This is a genomic window from Streptomyces sp. NBC_01471 (genome assembly GCF_041438865.1).
Taxonomy (GTDB): Bacteria; Actinomycetota; Actinomycetes; order Streptomycetales; family Streptomycetaceae; genus Streptomyces.
The window spans coordinates 2,279,848-2,294,917 of record NZ_CP109450.1 but is presented as its reverse complement, the minus strand read 5'-3'; the positions used below and the strand labels follow the sequence as shown (position 1 = coordinate 2,294,917).

16 protein-coding genes are annotated in these 15,070 nt (G+C 69.7%); 10 read left to right on the top strand and 6 right to left on the bottom strand.

Annotation, left to right across the window (positions count from 1 at the left end; translation table 11 throughout):
- Position 1: 1 nt before the first annotated feature.
- Together OG285_RS09795 and OG285_RS09790 are read left to right on the top strand one after the other, a co-directional pair.
- The gene (locus OG285_RS09795; RefSeq protein WP_371790768.1) at positions 2-1,237 is read left to right on the top strand and encodes a styrene monooxygenase/indole monooxygenase family protein; all 1,236 of its coding nucleotides are present in this window, start codon (positions 2-4) and stop codon (positions 1,235-1,237) included.
- A gap of 511 nt (positions 1,238-1,748) precedes the next feature.
- On the top strand, positions 1,749-1,964 hold the full coding sequence (locus OG285_RS09790; protein ID WP_371790767.1) for a YozE family protein: 216 nt from the start codon (positions 1,749-1,751) through the stop codon (positions 1,962-1,964).
- 1,115 nt (positions 1,965-3,079) lie between these two features.
- Here the strand turns inward: OG285_RS09790 and OG285_RS09785 are convergent.
- Together OG285_RS09785 and OG285_RS09780 are read right to left on the bottom strand one after the other, a co-directional pair.
- Positions 3,080-3,592: an N-acetyltransferase family protein gene (locus OG285_RS09785; RefSeq protein ID WP_371790766.1), complete on the bottom strand. Its 513-nt coding sequence runs from the start codon at positions 3,590-3,592 to the stop codon at positions 3,080-3,082.
- 24 nt (positions 3,593-3,616) lie between these two features.
- A complete protein-coding gene (locus OG285_RS09780) occupies positions 3,617-4,414 on the bottom strand; it encodes a GntR family transcriptional regulator (RefSeq protein ID WP_371790765.1) in 798 nt (265 codons plus the stop codon).
- A gap of 129 nt (positions 4,415-4,543) precedes the next feature.
- Here OG285_RS09780 and OG285_RS09775 point away from each other — a divergent pair, with 129 nt between their 5' ends.
- The 7 genes from OG285_RS09775 (at position 4,544) to OG285_RS09745 (ending at position 10,398) form a co-directional block, all read left to right on the top strand.
- Complete coding sequence (locus tag OG285_RS09775) at positions 4,544-4,930, top strand: hypothetical protein (RefSeq protein ID WP_371790764.1); 387 nt, start codon at positions 4,544-4,546, stop codon at positions 4,928-4,930.
- Positions 4,927-5,334, top strand: coding sequence for an XRE family transcriptional regulator (locus OG285_RS09770; protein ID WP_371790763.1), 408 nt, complete (start codon positions 4,927-4,929; stop codon positions 5,332-5,334). Before OG285_RS09775 ends, OG285_RS09770 begins: the two co-directional genes overlap by 4 nt.
- Positions 5,331-6,122: a hypothetical protein gene (locus OG285_RS09765; RefSeq protein WP_371790762.1), complete on the top strand. Its 792-nt coding sequence runs from the start codon at positions 5,331-5,333 to the stop codon at positions 6,120-6,122. Before OG285_RS09770 ends, OG285_RS09765 begins: the two co-directional genes overlap by 4 nt.
- Positions 6,123-6,124: 2 nt before the next feature.
- A complete protein-coding gene (locus tag OG285_RS09760; protein WP_371790761.1) occupies positions 6,125-6,814 on the top strand; it encodes an HNH endonuclease in 690 nt (229 codons plus the stop codon).
- A complete protein-coding gene (locus OG285_RS09755) occupies positions 6,811-8,508 on the top strand; it encodes an ATP-binding protein (RefSeq protein ID WP_371790760.1) in 1,698 nt (565 codons plus the stop codon). The genes OG285_RS09760 and OG285_RS09755 overlap by 4 nt, the downstream gene beginning before the upstream one ends.
- A gap of 250 nt (positions 8,509-8,758) precedes the next feature.
- On the top strand, positions 8,759-8,992 hold the full coding sequence (locus OG285_RS09750) for a helix-turn-helix domain-containing protein (RefSeq protein ID WP_371790759.1): 234 nt from the start codon (positions 8,759-8,761) through the stop codon (positions 8,990-8,992).
- A 167-nt stretch (positions 8,993-9,159) separates the two neighbouring features.
- Positions 9,160-10,398 (top strand): tyrosine-type recombinase/integrase, encoded by a 1,239-nt coding sequence (locus OG285_RS09745; RefSeq protein ID WP_371793492.1) that lies wholly within the window; start codon positions 9,160-9,162, stop codon positions 10,396-10,398.
- A 203-nt stretch (positions 10,399-10,601) separates the two neighbouring features.
- On the opposite strand, the gene OG285_RS09740 is transcribed toward OG285_RS09745, so the two are convergent.
- From OG285_RS09740 to OG285_RS09730, 3 genes are all read right to left on the bottom strand, one after another.
- A complete protein-coding gene (locus OG285_RS09740) occupies positions 10,602-11,816 on the bottom strand; it encodes an NlpC/P60 family protein (protein WP_371790758.1) in 1,215 nt (404 codons plus the stop codon).
- 143 nt (positions 11,817-11,959) lie between these two features.
- Positions 11,960-12,307, bottom strand: coding sequence for a hypothetical protein (locus tag OG285_RS09735; protein WP_371790757.1), 348 nt, complete (start codon positions 12,305-12,307; stop codon positions 11,960-11,962).
- Between the two features lie 64 nt (positions 12,308-12,371).
- Positions 12,372-13,103, bottom strand: a complete 732-nt coding sequence (locus OG285_RS09730) for a TetR/AcrR family transcriptional regulator (protein WP_371790756.1) — start codon at positions 13,101-13,103, stop codon at positions 12,372-12,374.
- Between the two features lie 164 nt (positions 13,104-13,267).
- On the opposite strand from OG285_RS09730, the gene OG285_RS09725 reads away from it, so the two are divergent.
- Positions 13,268-14,506, top strand: a complete 1,239-nt coding sequence (locus OG285_RS09725) for a 4-hydroxybenzoate 3-monooxygenase (protein WP_371790755.1) — start codon at positions 13,268-13,270, stop codon at positions 14,504-14,506.
- A gap of 53 nt (positions 14,507-14,559) precedes the next feature.
- Here the strand turns inward: OG285_RS09725 and OG285_RS09720 are convergent, their stop codons facing one another.
- The gene (locus tag OG285_RS09720; RefSeq protein WP_371790754.1) at positions 14,560-15,000 is read right to left on the bottom strand and encodes an ATP-binding protein; all 441 of its coding nucleotides are present in this window, start codon (positions 14,998-15,000) and stop codon (positions 14,560-14,562) included.
- Between the last annotated feature and the right edge of the window lie 70 nt (positions 15,001-15,070).

The following is a 15,070-nucleotide window of genomic DNA, read 5'->3' as shown; positions in this document are numbered from 1 at the left end:
CATGCGGAAGATACTCATCGTCGGAGCCGGTCAGTCCGGGCTCCAGCTGGCTCTCGGCCTTCAGTCCCAGGGCTACGAGGTCACGCTCATGTCCAACCGCACGGCCGACGAGATCCGCTCCGGCAGAGTCATGTCCACGCAGTGCATGTTCCACACGGCGCTCCAGCACGAGCGCGACCTCCAGCTCAACTTCTGGGAGTCGCAGGCGCCGAAGATCGAGGGCCTGGGCGTCTCGGTGGCCGGCCCCGACTCCTCCCGTGCCGTCGACTGGGTCGGCAGGCTCGACGGCTACGCCCAGTCCGTCGACCAGCGCGTGAAGATGGCCGGCTGGATGGAGACCTTCGCGCGGCGCGGCGGCCAGCTGGTCATCCACGGTGCGGCAGTCTCCGACCTGGACTTCTTCGCCCGGACGTACGACCTGGTGATGGTCTCGGCGGGCAAGGGCGAACTGGTCTCGATGTTCGGCCGGGACGCGTCGCGCTCGCCGTTCTCCGTGCCGCAGCGCGCGCTCGCGGTGTCGTACGTGCACGGCATGGGCGTACGCCCCGAGCACCCCGACTTCGACGCGGTGCGCTGCAATCTCGTCCCGGGCGTCGGCGAGCTGTTCGTGATGCCCACCCTCACCAACAGCGGCCGTGCGGACATCCTCTTCTGGGAGGGCGTACCCGGCGGCCCGCTGGACGCCTTCCAGGGCATCAAGGACCCCTCCGCGCACCTGGCCCTCACGCTGGAACTCATGGAGAAGTTCACGCCCTGGGAGTACGCGCGGGCCACGAAGGCCGAACTGACCGACGCGGGCGGCACGCTCTCCGGCCGCTACGCCCCCACGGTTCGCAACCCGGTGGGCCGGCTGCCCGGCGGCGGCCTGGTCCTCGGCGTCGCCGACGTGGTCGTGGCGAACGACCCGATCACCGGCCAGGGCTCCAACTCGGCGTCGAAGTGCGCCGCCGCCTACCTCGGCTCCATCGTCGAGCGGGGCGACCGGCCCTTCGACGAGGCGTGGATGCAGCAGACGTTCGACCGGTACTGGGAGACGGCGCAGCACGTCACCAAGTGGACGAACGCGATGCTGGGCGTACCCCCGGAGCACGTGCTGAACCTGATCGGCGCCGCGGGGCAGCTCCAGCCGGTGGCGGACCGCTTCGCCAACGGGTTCAACGACCCGGCCGACTTCGACAACTTCTTCTTCGACCCGGAGAAGACCAACGCGTACCTGGCGTCGGTCGCAGGGGCCTGACCCCGGCTCTGACCAGGGTTCTAGCGATTGGCGTTGGTCGTCATTGGTCACCCTTGGCCACTCTCGGACGGCCCACAGGCGGCCCGGGTAGAGGGGGCTCTCTACTCGACCCACCACGTTGGGAGCCCGCCGAAGTCCCCTCTACCCGGCGGCTCACGTAGTGGGGCCCCTCTATCTCGGTAGAGGGAGTAGGTAGTGGGGTCTGACCTGCAAGGTAGTGGGGGTAGAGGGGGTGCAGCCCGCCCCTGGAATACCTGGCTGGACCACCGTTCGGGGTGAGGGAGGCAGTTGGGGAGGCGCCGGCATCGTGGGGAGAACTCCCCAACTGCCTCCCCAACCCGCCTCCCCGGCACTGACCTGCAATAGCGCCCCAGTTGGGGAGTCTGGGGAGGCTGGGGAGGCAGGCCGACGGGGCACCAGAAAGGGCCTAGAAACCATGCGCCAGGGGTGTGGCTCCCCTCCCTCCCCGAAAGAACTCACACCGCTGGCACGGCGGTGAAAGGATGTAGGGATGACTCAATCTCACGGCTTCACCGCATGGTTGAAAACGCACGCGAAGGATCGGAGCGCCATCGGTGACCTGGCGCGGGACGTTGCCGCAGATCCGGACTGGCCCAGCGGGAAGCAGCTCAAGGGGCAGCGAGAGTACTTGGAGGACCGGGGGGCGATTCCGGCCGCTGTGGAGACCCTGGAACGTGCGTGGGAGCTCTACGAGTCCCGTCAGTAGAAGGCCCATGGCCAGGCTCATCTTCGCCACGTAGTGAAGACGAAGAGACCACTCTGCGGCGGCCGTGGTCTCTTCTCCCGAGGCTCCGAGGGCAAGCCCCCCACTGAAAGCCGTCAGTAGCCACGCCTGAGCCGCAGAGGGCTGTGAGGCCTGAAGGGGCATCCGGCCCCGCCCTCCCCGACGGCTTACAGAGGCTTTTCAGTGGGGGGTGGTGAATTCCGCTTGGCTCTCATCCCCTCTCATCCTAGAGATTTAAGGGAAGACAGCGTCCACAGCGTCCGCAGAAGGTGGCGCACCAACCCTGACCTGCACAGATCGCGTGGACGCTAAACAAACTGTTTAGCGTCCACTAGCGTCCGCAGCGTCCGCAAGCCTCGCTCCTCTTAAGAGCATCACCGCAGGTCAAGACGGTTCTTAAGGTGGAGGGGTGTGGACGCTGACCTCTCCTCCGGCGCGCGGTCTCTCCGGCCGTGCGGATTCCGCTTCCCGCTCACAAGCAAGAGGAGCACCCCGTCGAGCGCCCAGGGTGCTCCTCTTGTTGGCACGGCCACCCCCTCTTGTGGCACTACAAAACCTCCCTCTTTTTCCTAGGTAGGGAAGGTCTGCGTCACCGCGTCACCCCGGCACGGCAAAAGAGGGTTTGACCTGCAGGGAAGGGGGGTGACGCAGAGGCTGAATCCTGCGTCATCGTGCGTCACCTGCGTCACCCGATGACGCGGCTCTGCGTCACCGATGACGCACCCCCAGCCCTCTGCGTCACCCTAAAAGTGCTGGTCAGAGGAAGCGGGTGACGTTGATGACGCGGTGACGCAGAACTCCGGCCCTCGGACAGGTCCCGCACCGCCGGGCCCGCGCCGCGTCACGGTGCCGGGTCGGCCGACGCGGTGCGCGCGCTCGCGGAGCGAGCTGCCAAGGGGATGTGCGGCTTGCCGCTCGCTCTATCACCTTGCGTAGCCGATGCAGCAGGTCGACTACTGCTAGACCTAGCATCACCTCCTGCTAGGTCTAGCAGCACTGCTAGCACCTTGCATGACCTCTGATCAGCTATCTAGCGTCTAGCGGCCGACAGGGGAAGGCCCCGGCCCGTGGTGGAACCGGGGTCTTCCCCTGTCAGGTCAACCGCTAGAGCGAGCCTGGGATGTCGGCACCTTCGGCGCCACGAAGGTAAGCGCTGGGTACGAGTCTCCGATGTCCAGGCGATGCGTCCGCTGCCCAGTCTCAGTCCACCCCAGGCGTTTGTAGAGACGGATAGCGGCCTCATCCTTGGTCAGCACCTCCAGTTCCAGGGCAAGCTTCTGGGCCTGCGCGTACTCCTCCGCAGCCCGAATCAGACGTTCGCCCGCTCGATGCCGCCGTGCATCAGGGAGCACGAAGAGCCGCTCAAGAGTTCCGGTTCGGCAGCCGTCCATGCCGCTGACGGCCGCGTGCCCCACAACCCGCCCGGAAAGTTCCGCCACCCAGGCAGTCAACAGCTCGGACGGAGACAGCCATGCCTCTGGATCCTCTACGCCTTCCACGGGATAGCCGTCCGCTTCGTGCACCGTAACCAGGGCAGCAGCTGCCTGAGCCAGGTCCCCGGTGGTTCGAGGGCGAATGAGCAATTCATTGCCTGACGTACTGCCGTTCACGGAAGGGCCCTCCGGTTCTCTGGCTCATTCGACGGGAAGGTCGTACTTGAGTCCGGTCACGTCTCCCCTATGGACGTAGCGGGAGACCTCGAACGCTTCTCCCGCTTGGTCGAAGCTCGTGTGCAGCACCTCCAGAACAGGCACGCCGGGGGACAGGTGCAACACGGCTGCCTCGTGCGGGTTGGGCATCCGGGCGGTGATCTCGTCCCTGATGGTAGTCATGACGTGCCCGAGGTCTTCCAGGCGGCCGTAGATGCCGTTCGGGCCGGATTTTGGCTGTGTCAGGAGTGTCCCCTCCGCCTCGCTCCACCTGAGGTATGTGGAGACGATCTGTACCGGCTCCTCGTCGGCGTAGTAGTGGTTCTCCCGGTGGACGACGCTGGCGGTGTCTCCAGGGACGCCGAGCCGCTCGGCCACATCGCTGGGCGGCTCCTCATTTGCGATCGACACCACGTCGATGCGTGCCGTCTTGCCCTGCTTCTTGGCTTCCAGGCGGAACGGCGTCAGCCCGCTCTCCCTGTTCTTGAGGGCATAGCGATCACTGCCGAACCGGAAGAGCCGCTGTGGTTCGCGAACGAAGACGCCGCGGCCGTGTTCCGCCCTGACCAGACCCTGCTCGGAAAGCAGGCGGACCGCTTCACGGGCGGTGTTCCGTGCTGTGCCGTACTGCTCGGCCAGAGTCCGTTCAGACGGCAACTTGGCGCCGGCGCGCAGTTCTCCGGACTCGATCGCGGAGCGCAATGCCTGTGCGATGCGCCTGCTGGCGGGCTGGGTCTCGCGGCTCTGAGGCGAAGTCATGACCTCAGGATACAACTGGCTCAAGCCAGTAGCTTGACGACCGCTCCTTGGGCGTGCTCAACTGGCTCAAGCCAGTAACTGGCTCAAGCCAGCAAGGAGCGGCGTCTCCGACCAAGAAGCCCGCCGCTCCTCTACCCACAGAGGGGTACTTCCATGATGCCTGGAATCGTTTCGGAGCGGGTCACCGCTGACCGTCTGGCGAGCAACATCGACGTGTTTGGGGGGCCTGAGCCGCTTGACCCGACGGTGCGGGTCGCGGTGCTGGTGCCGGTGCACCTTTCGTTCGCGGACCTTCTGGGTCTGCTGACGTTCGAGGGTGCGCTGACCTGGGACGAACTGAACGACGAGTCGGTCATCCGGGAGACGCTTCAGTACGCGGTGCTCCAGACGGACCTGGTCACGGTTGAGTCTTACGGCCGCCGGGCCCTGGCCGCCTACCGGGGTACGCCGGAGTTGGAGGACATGGGCGACACCAGCCTGGTCTCCTTCGCCCGCAGTGTCGCCATCGCGGTCACCCGGACGTTCGGGGTGTCGGCATGACGACCGCCCTTGACACGGCTGCCGCTCCCGTTGTGCGTCCGGAGCAGCCCTACCTCCTGCGTTCTGCGAACACTCCGCTGGGACAGGCGCGGGTCGCCCGTGGGTGGTCGCAGGACAAGGCGGTTCGCGCTCTGCTCCTGCTGGCCCGGTCCTGGGGGTGGCAGGTCGCGGCGGAAGCATCGCTGAAGGTGCAGCTCTCGCGCTGGGAGCACGGCCGGTCACGGCCGAACGAGACGTACCGGGCCCTGCTGTGCTCGATCTACCGGGCCACGCCCGAGGGCCTGGGGTTCGACCGGCCGGTGCAGTCCTCGACCGTCAAGAGCCTGCGGGAACGCATCAATGACCTGGAGCGTCTGGTCGAGAGCCTGGCGGGCGCGGGAGCCGTGCGGGGGGTGTCGGCATGACGACGACGTTGGATGCCCTGTACGCGCACGTCACGCCCCCGGCGGGTCCGGTGTTCTGCTTGGCAGAGGCGGACCGTAGGCAGACGGGACACGACTTCCCCACCGTCCCTGTGGACGGCCTGGAGCTGGACGTGAACGAGGTGGCCGCCGCGCTCTTCGAGGTCGTGGCCGACAGCTTCGCCTACCCCGTCCCCTCCACGGACGGCCTGTACGCCACTCTGCGGACCGCCGTCGCGGCTCTCGGCCCGGTGGGGATCGCGGAAGCCTCTGGGGTCTTCGCGGGCTTGCCCGAGGACGAGTTTCCCGAGGTTCGTGAGTGCCGCCGCTTCGCCTACCGGCTGGCCCTGTCGTTCTGGTACGCCGGAGCCCGCTCCCGCTCCATGAGCATCGGGGAAGCCGGGGTGGCCCTGTACCTGTCGTCCCTGCACCGCTACCGGCAGGCTGCCTTCCGGGAGCTCCCGCACCGGGCCCTGCTGATCTCCCGCTCTCTCCACGAGGGCATGACCGCCGTTCCGACCGAGACTCTGATCCGGCTCGGGGCGTTCATGTCCGCCGAGCTGGGCGGCCCGGCGGGCGACCGGCAGCGGGATGCGGAGTGGCTGTACAAGCAGGCGCTGCCGGACTACCACCGGCGCCGCTTCTGCTTCGACCTGTTGCGCGCCATCGGCCCGAAGGCGCAGCCCATGCCGCTGATCGTCCGCCCTGATACGGGTGGGCACGTCATCGGTCTCACCCCGCCGGCGGGCCCTGACGGGATGCGGCTGCGCTCGATGCGGGCGGAGTGGTAGGCGTGGGAGTCCAGCACCTCAGCGCCTCGCGCCGCCGCACCCGCAAGTACCAGCTCGCCCGCCGTGACGGCCAGCGGTGCACGTACTGCCGTCGCCCGTTCGCCTCGCTGCGGGAAGCGACCCTCGATCATGTCGTGCCGGTGTCGCTGCTGCGGACGTGGTCGGTGGGTGCGCTTGTGCTCGCCTGCCGACCGTGCAACCAGGCCAAGGCCGATCGGCTCCCGCTGTCGATGGCGCTGCTGATCGTCTGGACGTACGGGCCTGACCTGCGTGACGAGACGCGTCACACCCCCCGTCACACCGACCCGACCGGTGAGGGGGCCACCCCGGCGGAAACCATTTCGCAGGGTGTCCCTCGGTGTGACCTGCCTGGGAGTGGCCTCGATCGGGCACCCGACCCGTCACCTGTTCACCTGGCTGAGGCGGTGTTCACGGTCGACCGGCCGGTGGTCACCGACACCGACCCGTCGACCCGGCGGGCCCCGGTCCGGCTCGGTCCGGGAGAGGTGAACTGGCTGATGCTGGCCCGACTCGTTCACGCCCGGCAGACCCGTGAACGATCGACCCCTGGCCAGACGAAACACCGCAACCCGGATCGCCGTGCGGTGAGGGCCGGTCGGCTCGCGCACCCCCGGCGGACCGCCCGACTGAACACCTGTGAACAGCCGACCGATCGAGGGGTGAGCGCATGAACACCGACCTGAACCACGTGAACGGCCACCGCCGACCGATCGACCCCGCCAACCCGGCCGAACCGCCGCCCGTGAACACCGATCGGCCCGGCGTGAACACCGATCGGCCCGGCGTGAACACGGGTCGGCCGACCGTGAACGCCCGCCGGTCGGGCGGCAAGTCGGGTGAGGACGGGGGCAAGAAGCCGTCGGCGGCTACGCGCTTGGTCGCCCTGGCGCGGGAGCGGTACACGTTCGTCATCTCGACCGACGCCCGCCCCTACGCGGTCGCCATCGACGGTCCGAACCTCGCGCTCCCGCTGCGGGGCAAGACCGGCGTACGGCAGCGGCTTGCCCGGCTGTACGCGGACACCTTCGAGGGGGACGTTGCCTCTCAGTCGGCCCTGGCGGACGCGATGACGGTCCTGGAAGGAATCGCGGAGGACAACGACCCCGTCCTGGTGCACCTGAGGGTCGGCTCCACCCCCGACGGAAGGGTCGTGGTCGACCTCGGCACCACCGACGGCCGGGCGGTGACCGTTTCTGCTGGCCGCTGGGAAGTCGTGGACCGCTCCCCGGTTCTCTTCCGGCGCTCCGGAGCCATGGCACCCATGCCCGAGCCCACGCGGGCGCCGGACGGCCTGGCCCGCTTCCACTCCATGCTGAACATGGACGAAAGCGCGTTCCGTCAGATGGTGGCCTGGATGGCTGCAGCCTGGCTGCCCGACATCCCGCACCCGATCCTGACGTGCAAGGGGGAGCAGGGGACCGGCAAGTCCATGACAGCGCAGATGGCTATCAACCTTGTCGACCCCTCCCCGGCCGCCAGGCGCAGCCAGCCCCGCGATGAGAAGGCGTGGTCCCGGCAGGCGTTCACGTCGTGGGCGCTGTGCCTGGACAACATCAGCACGATCCCCCGGTGGCTGTCGGACACCCTGTGCAAGGCCGTCACCGGGGACGGGGTGGTGGACCGGGCGCTGTTCACCGATGACGACGTGGTGGTGCTCTCCTTCCGGCGGGTGCTGGCCATGACGACCATCGACGCGGGAGCGCTCGCGGGGGACCTGGCCGAACGGGTCCTGATGGTGGAGCTGCAACTCATCGACGGTGCCCGGCGTCGCTCCGAGGAGGAACTTGACGCGGCGTTCGAGGCGGCGCGGCCCGCGATTCTCGGTGCGCTACTGGATCTGCTGGCCGGGGTGCTGGAGGTTCTGCCGTCGGTGCGGCTGGACTCCATGCCGCGCATGGCGGACTTCGCTCGGGTCCTGGCGGCCGTCGACCAGGTCACCGGCTGGCAGACCCTTCCCGACTACCTGGCCGCATCCTCGAACGTCGCCAGCGACGCCCTGGAAGGCGACACCTTCGGCACCGCTCTCGCCGCGCTGGTGACACGGGCCGGGACGTGGACGGGCACCGCCGCACAACTCCTCGAACAGCTCCAACCCGCCAGCGGAGTCCGCCCTCCTGACTGGCCCAAGGACCCGACCCGGGCCTCAGGGCGGGTCAAGCGGCTGGCCCCGCTCCTGCGGTCCATCGGGATCACCGTGGACGACACGCAGCGTAGTCAGGACCCCGACCGGCGCCGCCTGCTGATCCTCACCCGGACCGAGCCGGAGGACACGTCAGCGTCCACACCCTCCGAGCCCGACCAAGGTTCCTTCTGGCCGGAAGAACCCCCGCCAGACCCGGACAACTTCCCGCCCGACCTGCACTGACACGACCGGAATCCTTCCGGGCCGGGCCGCCAAACAGCGGCCCGGACGTGTCACCCGCTGCGGACGCTGAAACCGTCCAGCGTCCGCAGCGTCCACACCAGCGTCCACCCATCTCACCCCAACTGAACTGCACAAACCCGAGAGTGCGGACGCTAGGTCGCTCTGGACGCTGGCTTACACCAACTCTCTAGGACGGCACCCCGGTACGACCCCCGACACCGCACCACGGACACGAGGAGTCACCGCAACCATGGCCACGGAACCGCCCAATGACCCCCGCACCACGCTGCGTTCGGGTCTGCCGGATCGCTACCTCACGCCCGAAGACCTCGCCGTGATGTTCAAGGTCCCGATCGAGACCGTCTACGGCTGGCGCAAGAAGCGGACCGGCCCCATCGGCTTCCGGGTCGGCCGACACGTCCGCTACGACCCGGCCGCAGTTCGCGACTGGATCCGCCAGCAGACCGCACTTGAAGCCGCCTGACCGTACGCACCCCGCCTTGTCGCTTGTCTTGTCGCCTGTCCGCCAACAGCCAGCCAGGCGGCCCCAGCAGCCTGAAAACGGCACCTGACCTGGAGCGCGACAAGCGACAAGACAAGCGACAAGCGACAACCACACGACAAGCTCAGCAATCCAGGAAGAGGCTCCACGTGGCAGGCCACATCCAAGACCGCTGGTACAAGACCACCACCACCGATGGCAAGACCACCCGGATCAAGACCGACCGCCACGGCACCGGCTTGCGCTACCGCGCCCGCTACGTCGGCCCCGACGGCACCGAGAAGTCCAAGTCCTTCCGCGACGGTCAGAAACGACTCGCTGAATCCTGGCTCGCACAGATCGAAGCCGACATGACCCGAGGCCAGTACGTCGACCCGCGCGCCGGCCGAATCACCTTCCGGCAGTACGCGGAGAAGTGGCTCAAGGCGCAGGGATCCGAGCCGAGCTGGGTGGCTTCGATGGAATCTCAGCTCACGCTGCACGCCTTCCCGCACATCGGGTCGCGCCCGCTCGGTTCATTCCAGCCGGAACATGTTCGCGAATGGGTGGCCACGCTCGAACAGCGCGGGATTCCTGGTACCTATGCGCGAACGATCTACTCCAATGTCCGAGCGGTGCTTAGCGCCGCCGTTGACGACGCGTACCTGAATCGCAATCCGTGCTCCGTTCGTTCAGTCAAACAGCCGATTGTTGAGCGGAAGCGGGTCGAACCCTGGAGCGCCGAGCGGGTGTTCGCCGTCCAGGCCGGTATGCCGGACCGGTATCAGGCGATGGTCGACCTGGGGGCGGGTTGCGGGATGCGGCAGAGCGAGATCTTGGGTGTGACCGTGGACGCCTTCGACTTCGAGACCAACACCCTTCATGTGGTGCAGCAACTCAAGCTCAGCCGGAACAAGCCTGTTTTCGCACCGCCCAAGGGCGGGAAGCCCCGGGACGTGCCACTTCCGGGCCCCGTGGCCGACGCCATCAAGGCACACATGAAGCAGTACAGGCCGGTTGAGATCATGCTGCCGTGGAGGCGTGCTGACGCCCCGAAGGTGACCAAGAACCTGGTCTTCAGCGCGTTGATGGGCAACCACGTCTGGCGCACCTCGCTCAACGAAGGCGCGTGGAAACCCGCACTCGTCGCCGCGGGAGTCATCCCAGAGCCCGAGACTCCCGAGGACGGTTACGACGCGGCACGGGAGCACGGGATGCACGCTCTCCGCCACTTCTACGCCTCCGCTCTTCTCGACGGCGGGGAGAACATCAAGGCGGTGAGCGAGTACCTCGGACACAGTGACCCGGCCATGACGCTGAGGGTGTACGCCCACCTGATGCCGAGCAGCCAGGAGCGCACACGGAAGGCCATCGCGACGGCCTACCACCGGGCCCCGATTGAGGGCTGACGGCCCACAGGCGGCCCACGCAATGTCAGAAGCCCCCTATCTGCGGAGAGTTCGCAGGTGGGGGGCTTGCTGCCTGGATTGCTTACTTCTCCGACCCGGCGAAGACCGACGCGTACCTGGCCTCGGTCGCCGGGGCCTGAGACCGCCCGCAGGGCCCGGCCCCGGCGCACCGTTCAGCCGTCCCGCGTTCGGACGTCCCGCGTTCAGGCGTCCGGGCGGACCGCGCCGAGGATCGGGTTCGCCGCGATGGGCGAGACCCGCACGGTGGCGCCGGGGCGGGGTGCCTGGACGACCTTGCCGCCGCCGATGTACAGGGCGACATGGGTGGCCCCCGGGAAGTAGACGATCAGGTCGCCGGGGCGCAGCGACCGCAGCGGGACCCGGGGCAGCCGGCGCCACTGCTCCTGGCTGGTCCGGGGAATCGTGCGCCCGGCGTGCGCCCAGGCACGCCAGGTCAGCCCCGAGCAGTCGAAGGAGCGGGGGCCCTCGGCGCCCCAGAGGTACGGCTTGCCGACCTGGGCGAGTGCGTACGCCACCGCGCGGGTGCCCTGTGACGACGCCGATGCCTGCGGTCCGCTCAGTGCCCCGGAGGCGTCCAGTGCGTTCTGGGCCGCGCTGGTGTCGGCGTCGTCCTGGGCCTTCACGTCGGAGGCCTCGTCGGGGGAGAGCCCGGCGAGCAGCGCCTCCGCCTCGCGCAGGCGGGCCTGGGCGGTCCGGTACTGCTTCTTCTGCCGCGCGACGAGCGCCTGCTTCTTCTGGAGTGCGGCGCGTGACGCGGTGTCGAGTGTCCCGGCGTGCTGCTCGGCCTTCCTGAGCCGTTCGGCCCTGGCCAGCAGATCGGCCGACGCCCGCTGGATCTGGTGGCCCGCGTCGAGGGCCTGCTGGGGGTCGCCGCCCAGCATCAGGTCCAGATAGGGGGAGAGCCCGGACTGCTCCTGGTACTGCTCGCGCGCCAGCCGGCCGGCTGCGTTCCGGCTCTGGGCCAGCTCCATCCGCGCCTTCACCAGACCGGCCCCGACGCTCTTCGCCTTGGTCTGCTGGCGCTTGAGCGCCTCCGTGGTGGCGCGGTAGGTCTGCCCGGCCTGCTCGGACTGCTGGTAGAGGGTACGGAGCCGGGTGAGGGTGGCCTCGGCCGGGGTACTGGGCGCGGCGGGCGCCGCGGCGGGCGCGGCTCCGGGGTCGCTGAGCGCAGGGTCCTTCGGGGCCGGTTCGCCCTGCACCGGGCCGGTCGCCCCGGGGGCCGCGGGAGTGGCGGAACCGGACGGAGCGGCCGGTCCGGTGGGGGCGGGCGAGGCGGCCGGGCCCGGTTCCGGGACGGGGCTGCCGAGGCCGACCGGAACGGCCAGTGCGGGGGTCGCACCGACGACCACCGTGGCCAGCGCCGTCGTACAGATGAACCGCAGCAGTCTGCCTGACACCACATCACCTCTGCTTCCGGGGCGGGCCGTCCGCCCCGGGCCGAGCATGCGGCGAAGCAGCCGATGTCACCTCCGGTGTGGGCGGATCGGCCCAATCCGGTCACCCGTACAGGGCGGAGCGGGTGCGCGCGGCCCGCGCTGCCCTACTCGGGAGCGCCGTCCGCCCCGGAACCGGGCCGGACGTCCGGGGTCCCGCCCGGGTTCGGGTCCGGCTGGGTGTCCGGAGTCGTGTCCGGTTTCGACCAGGGCCACTTCAGCGTGCGGGGCCGGCCGTCCGGCGCGTACACGTACTTCCAGCCGCGCACGGTGCCCAGCCGCCTGCTGTGGCCGGCCGGGGTGCGGACGTAGACCAGTACGGTCGGCGGCCCGCCCGCCGCGTCCGGCACGGGAACCTCGTACACCTTGGGCGGCTGGCTGGTCGGGCCGAGCAGGACGGGCAGGATCCGACCGTCCAGCGGACCGCCCTCGAACAGGGTCTCTTCGCTCTTCACCGGGCCAGTCTGACGCAGGGGCGCCGGAGCGTCCCGGACACCGCCGGCGTACGGGGGCCTCGCGTCAGACGCCGCCGGGCAGCCGCGTGGCCTCGTCCACCACGGGCAGCAGCCGGCGGGCCAGTGCTCCGACCGCTCCGTCGGGCCGTTCACCGGACAGCGCGGCCCTGACCGCCGCCGCGGTCTGACGGTCCGTCGCGGCCGTCGCCGCGAGCAGCGCGATGAGGTGGTCGATCAGCCAGTCGCGCAGCTCGCCGACGGGCGGCTGCTTCTCCTCGTCCAGCCAGATCAGCGAGGCGGCCTCGACGGCGGCGATCCAGGTCCGGACCATCATGCGCAGCCGCGGGCCCGGTGCGCCGACCCCGAGGTGGATGAGGATCTGCTCGGCGGCGGCCCGGCGCACCTCGTCCACGATCGCACCGGTGCGGGACGTCTCGGCGACACTGCCGCCCTGGAGCAGCGCGGAGAACCCGGCGTCGTGCTCGTCCACGAAGGCGAGATAGCGGTCGAGCACCCGCCCCAGCCGTACGGTGAGGGGGCCGGTGTGCGGCTCGGCGAAGCAGAGTTCGAGTTCGTCGGCCGACGAGCGCAGCGCCTTCTCGTACAACTGCTGCTTGCCGCCCGGGAAGTAGCGGTAGACGAGCGGCCGGGAGACCCCGGCCGCCTCGGCGACGTCGTCGAGCGAGACCTCGTCGGGCGCCCGGTGCGCGAAGAGCGTCAGGGCCGCGTCGAGGAGCTGGACACGGCGCTCCTCGACGCTGAGACGTCGGTACGCGGGGATCGCTGCGGGGGTCATGACCGCAGCGTAATCCCCGGTGTTCACGGCCGGGTACGTTCCGGGGAGTGCCCCGGAGCCGACCGCCACAGCGTCACCGCCATACTGCGGTTGATCGTTTCAGCAGTTCCGGCCTGTGTCCTCCTGGGATCTGTCCCGCCCCGAACCTGAATGGAGCCCCCGACGTGTCTTCGGCTCTTCCCGTCCTCACGCACACCCCCGTCGTCGTCATAGGTGCCGGCCCGGCCGGGCTCGTCGTGGCGAACCGGCTGCACGAGAGCGGCGTCGGCTGCGTGCTCCTGGAAGCGGAGAGCAGGGATTTCATCGAGCGGCGGCCGCGTGCGGGGTTCATGGAGGAGTGGGCGGTACGGGCGCTCGCCGAGCACGGTCTCGCGGAGCGGATACTCGTGCAGGCCGAAACCCAGGGCGAGTTCGAGTTCCGGTTCGACGGCGAGCGGCACACGGTGCCGACGGCGGAGCTGTCCGGGCGGCGGCACTTCGTGTACCCGCAGCCGCGGCTGGTGACCGATCTGCTCGCCTCGTACGCGGACAAGGGCGCGGGAGACGCCCGCTTCGGCGTCCGTGACATGCGGCTGGACGGCATCGGCACCGGCCGGCCGGTGGTCTCGTACACCGACCCGCTGACCGGCTCCCGGCACCGCCTCGTGTGCGACTACGTCGCGGGCTGCGACGGGGCGCGGGGGGTCGCGCGGGCGGCGATACCCGACGGGGAGGTCACGGTCAGCCGCCGCGACGACGGGGTCGCCTGGCTGGCGCTGCTCGCCCAGGCGCCGCCCTCGGCGGACGGCGTGGTCTTCGGCCTCCACGAGCGCGGGTTCGGCGCCCACATGGCCCGCAACCCCGAGGTCACCCGCTACTACCTTCAGGTCCCGCCCGGTGACACCCCGGAGAACTGGCCGCACGAGCGCGTCTGGCACGAACTGCGCACCCGGCTCGCCGCCGACGGCGCGCGCCCGCTCACGGAGGGCCCGCTCGTCGAGAAGGTGGTCCTGGACATGCACAACTACGTGGCGGAGCCGATGTCCTACGGCCGCCTGCACCTCGCCGGCGACTCCGCGCACCTGGTCGCGCCGATCGCCGCGAAGGGAATGAATCTCGCGATCCATGACGCGCTGCTGCTCGCGGACGCCCTGATCGCCGCCGCCCCGGGCACCGGTGGCGACGGGGACGGGGACGGCGGGGACGGGGGCGCGGGCCTCGCCGGGTATTCGCAGGCGGCCCTCCGGCGCGTCTGGGAGTACCAGGAGTTCTCGCAGTGGCTCTCGGACGTGCTGCACGGGGCGTCGTCCGGTGACCGCTTCCGGGCGGGCACCGCGCGGGCCCGGCTGCGGCGGATCCTGGAATCCGGTCTCGACGCCCGGGCGTTCGCCGGGCTCTACATGGGGGAGGAGGGCGGCCGCTGACGCTGCGGCTGTCTGCTCCGCCGCTGCGACCTCGCCGGGCCGGGCGGCGGTCATCACCGTACGAGGTCGATCTCCGCCCACACCACCTTGCGGGGGACGGGCCCCGGGGCCACACCCCAGCGGTCGGCGAGCGCTTCGACGATCAGCAGACCGCGCCCGGACTCGGCGTCGGTGGCGGGCCGGGCGAGATTGCCGGGCCGGGTGGCCGGAAGCCGGTCGCCCCGGGTGTCGGTCAGCTCGATCCGCAGCAGCGTGTCGCCGTGCACGGCAAGGCTCAACTGGAAGTCCCTGCCCCGTACCCGTCCGTGGACGACGGCGTTGGCGGCCAGCTCGGCGACGATGTGCGCGGCCGCCTCCGACGGCAGCCCCCAGGCGCCCAGGTGCGCGGCGGCGAGCAGCCGGGCGAGTCTGGCGCCCCGGCGGGTGGGGGAGAGCAGCACCGTGAACTGCCGGGTGGGAGTGGAGGGTTCGGGTCGGGTGAGTTCTTGGGTCACGTCACTCAGCGTGGCCGCACCCGCCTACCGTGACCAGTGACATGGCGCCTGCGTACGGTGATTGTCCCGG

Excerpts from the sequence above, each read along its gene's own strand:
- OG285_RS09795 (WP_371790768.1), top strand. The coding sequence starts at position 2 with ATGCGGAAGATACTCATCGTCGGAGCCGGTCAGTCCGGGCTCCAGCTG.
- OG285_RS09790 (WP_371790767.1), top strand. The coding sequence starts at position 1,749 with ATGACTCAATCTCACGGCTTCACCGCATGGTTGAAAACGCACGCGAAG.
- OG285_RS09775 (WP_371790764.1), top strand. The coding sequence starts at position 4,544 with ATGATGCCTGGAATCGTTTCGGAGCGGGTCACCGCTGACCGTCTGGCG.
- OG285_RS09770 (WP_371790763.1), top strand. The coding sequence starts at position 4,927 with ATGACGACCGCCCTTGACACGGCTGCCGCTCCCGTTGTGCGTCCGGAG.
- OG285_RS09765 (WP_371790762.1), top strand. The coding sequence starts at position 5,331 with ATGACGACGACGTTGGATGCCCTGTACGCGCACGTCACGCCCCCGGCG.
- OG285_RS09755 (WP_371790760.1), top strand. The coding sequence starts at position 6,811 with ATGAACACCGACCTGAACCACGTGAACGGCCACCGCCGACCGATCGAC.
- OG285_RS09750 (WP_371790759.1), top strand. The coding sequence starts at position 8,759 with ATGGCCACGGAACCGCCCAATGACCCCCGCACCACGCTGCGTTCGGGT.
- OG285_RS09730 (WP_371790756.1), bottom strand. The coding sequence starts at position 13,103 with ATGACCCCCGCAGCGATCCCCGCGTACCGACGTCTCAGCGTCGAGGAG.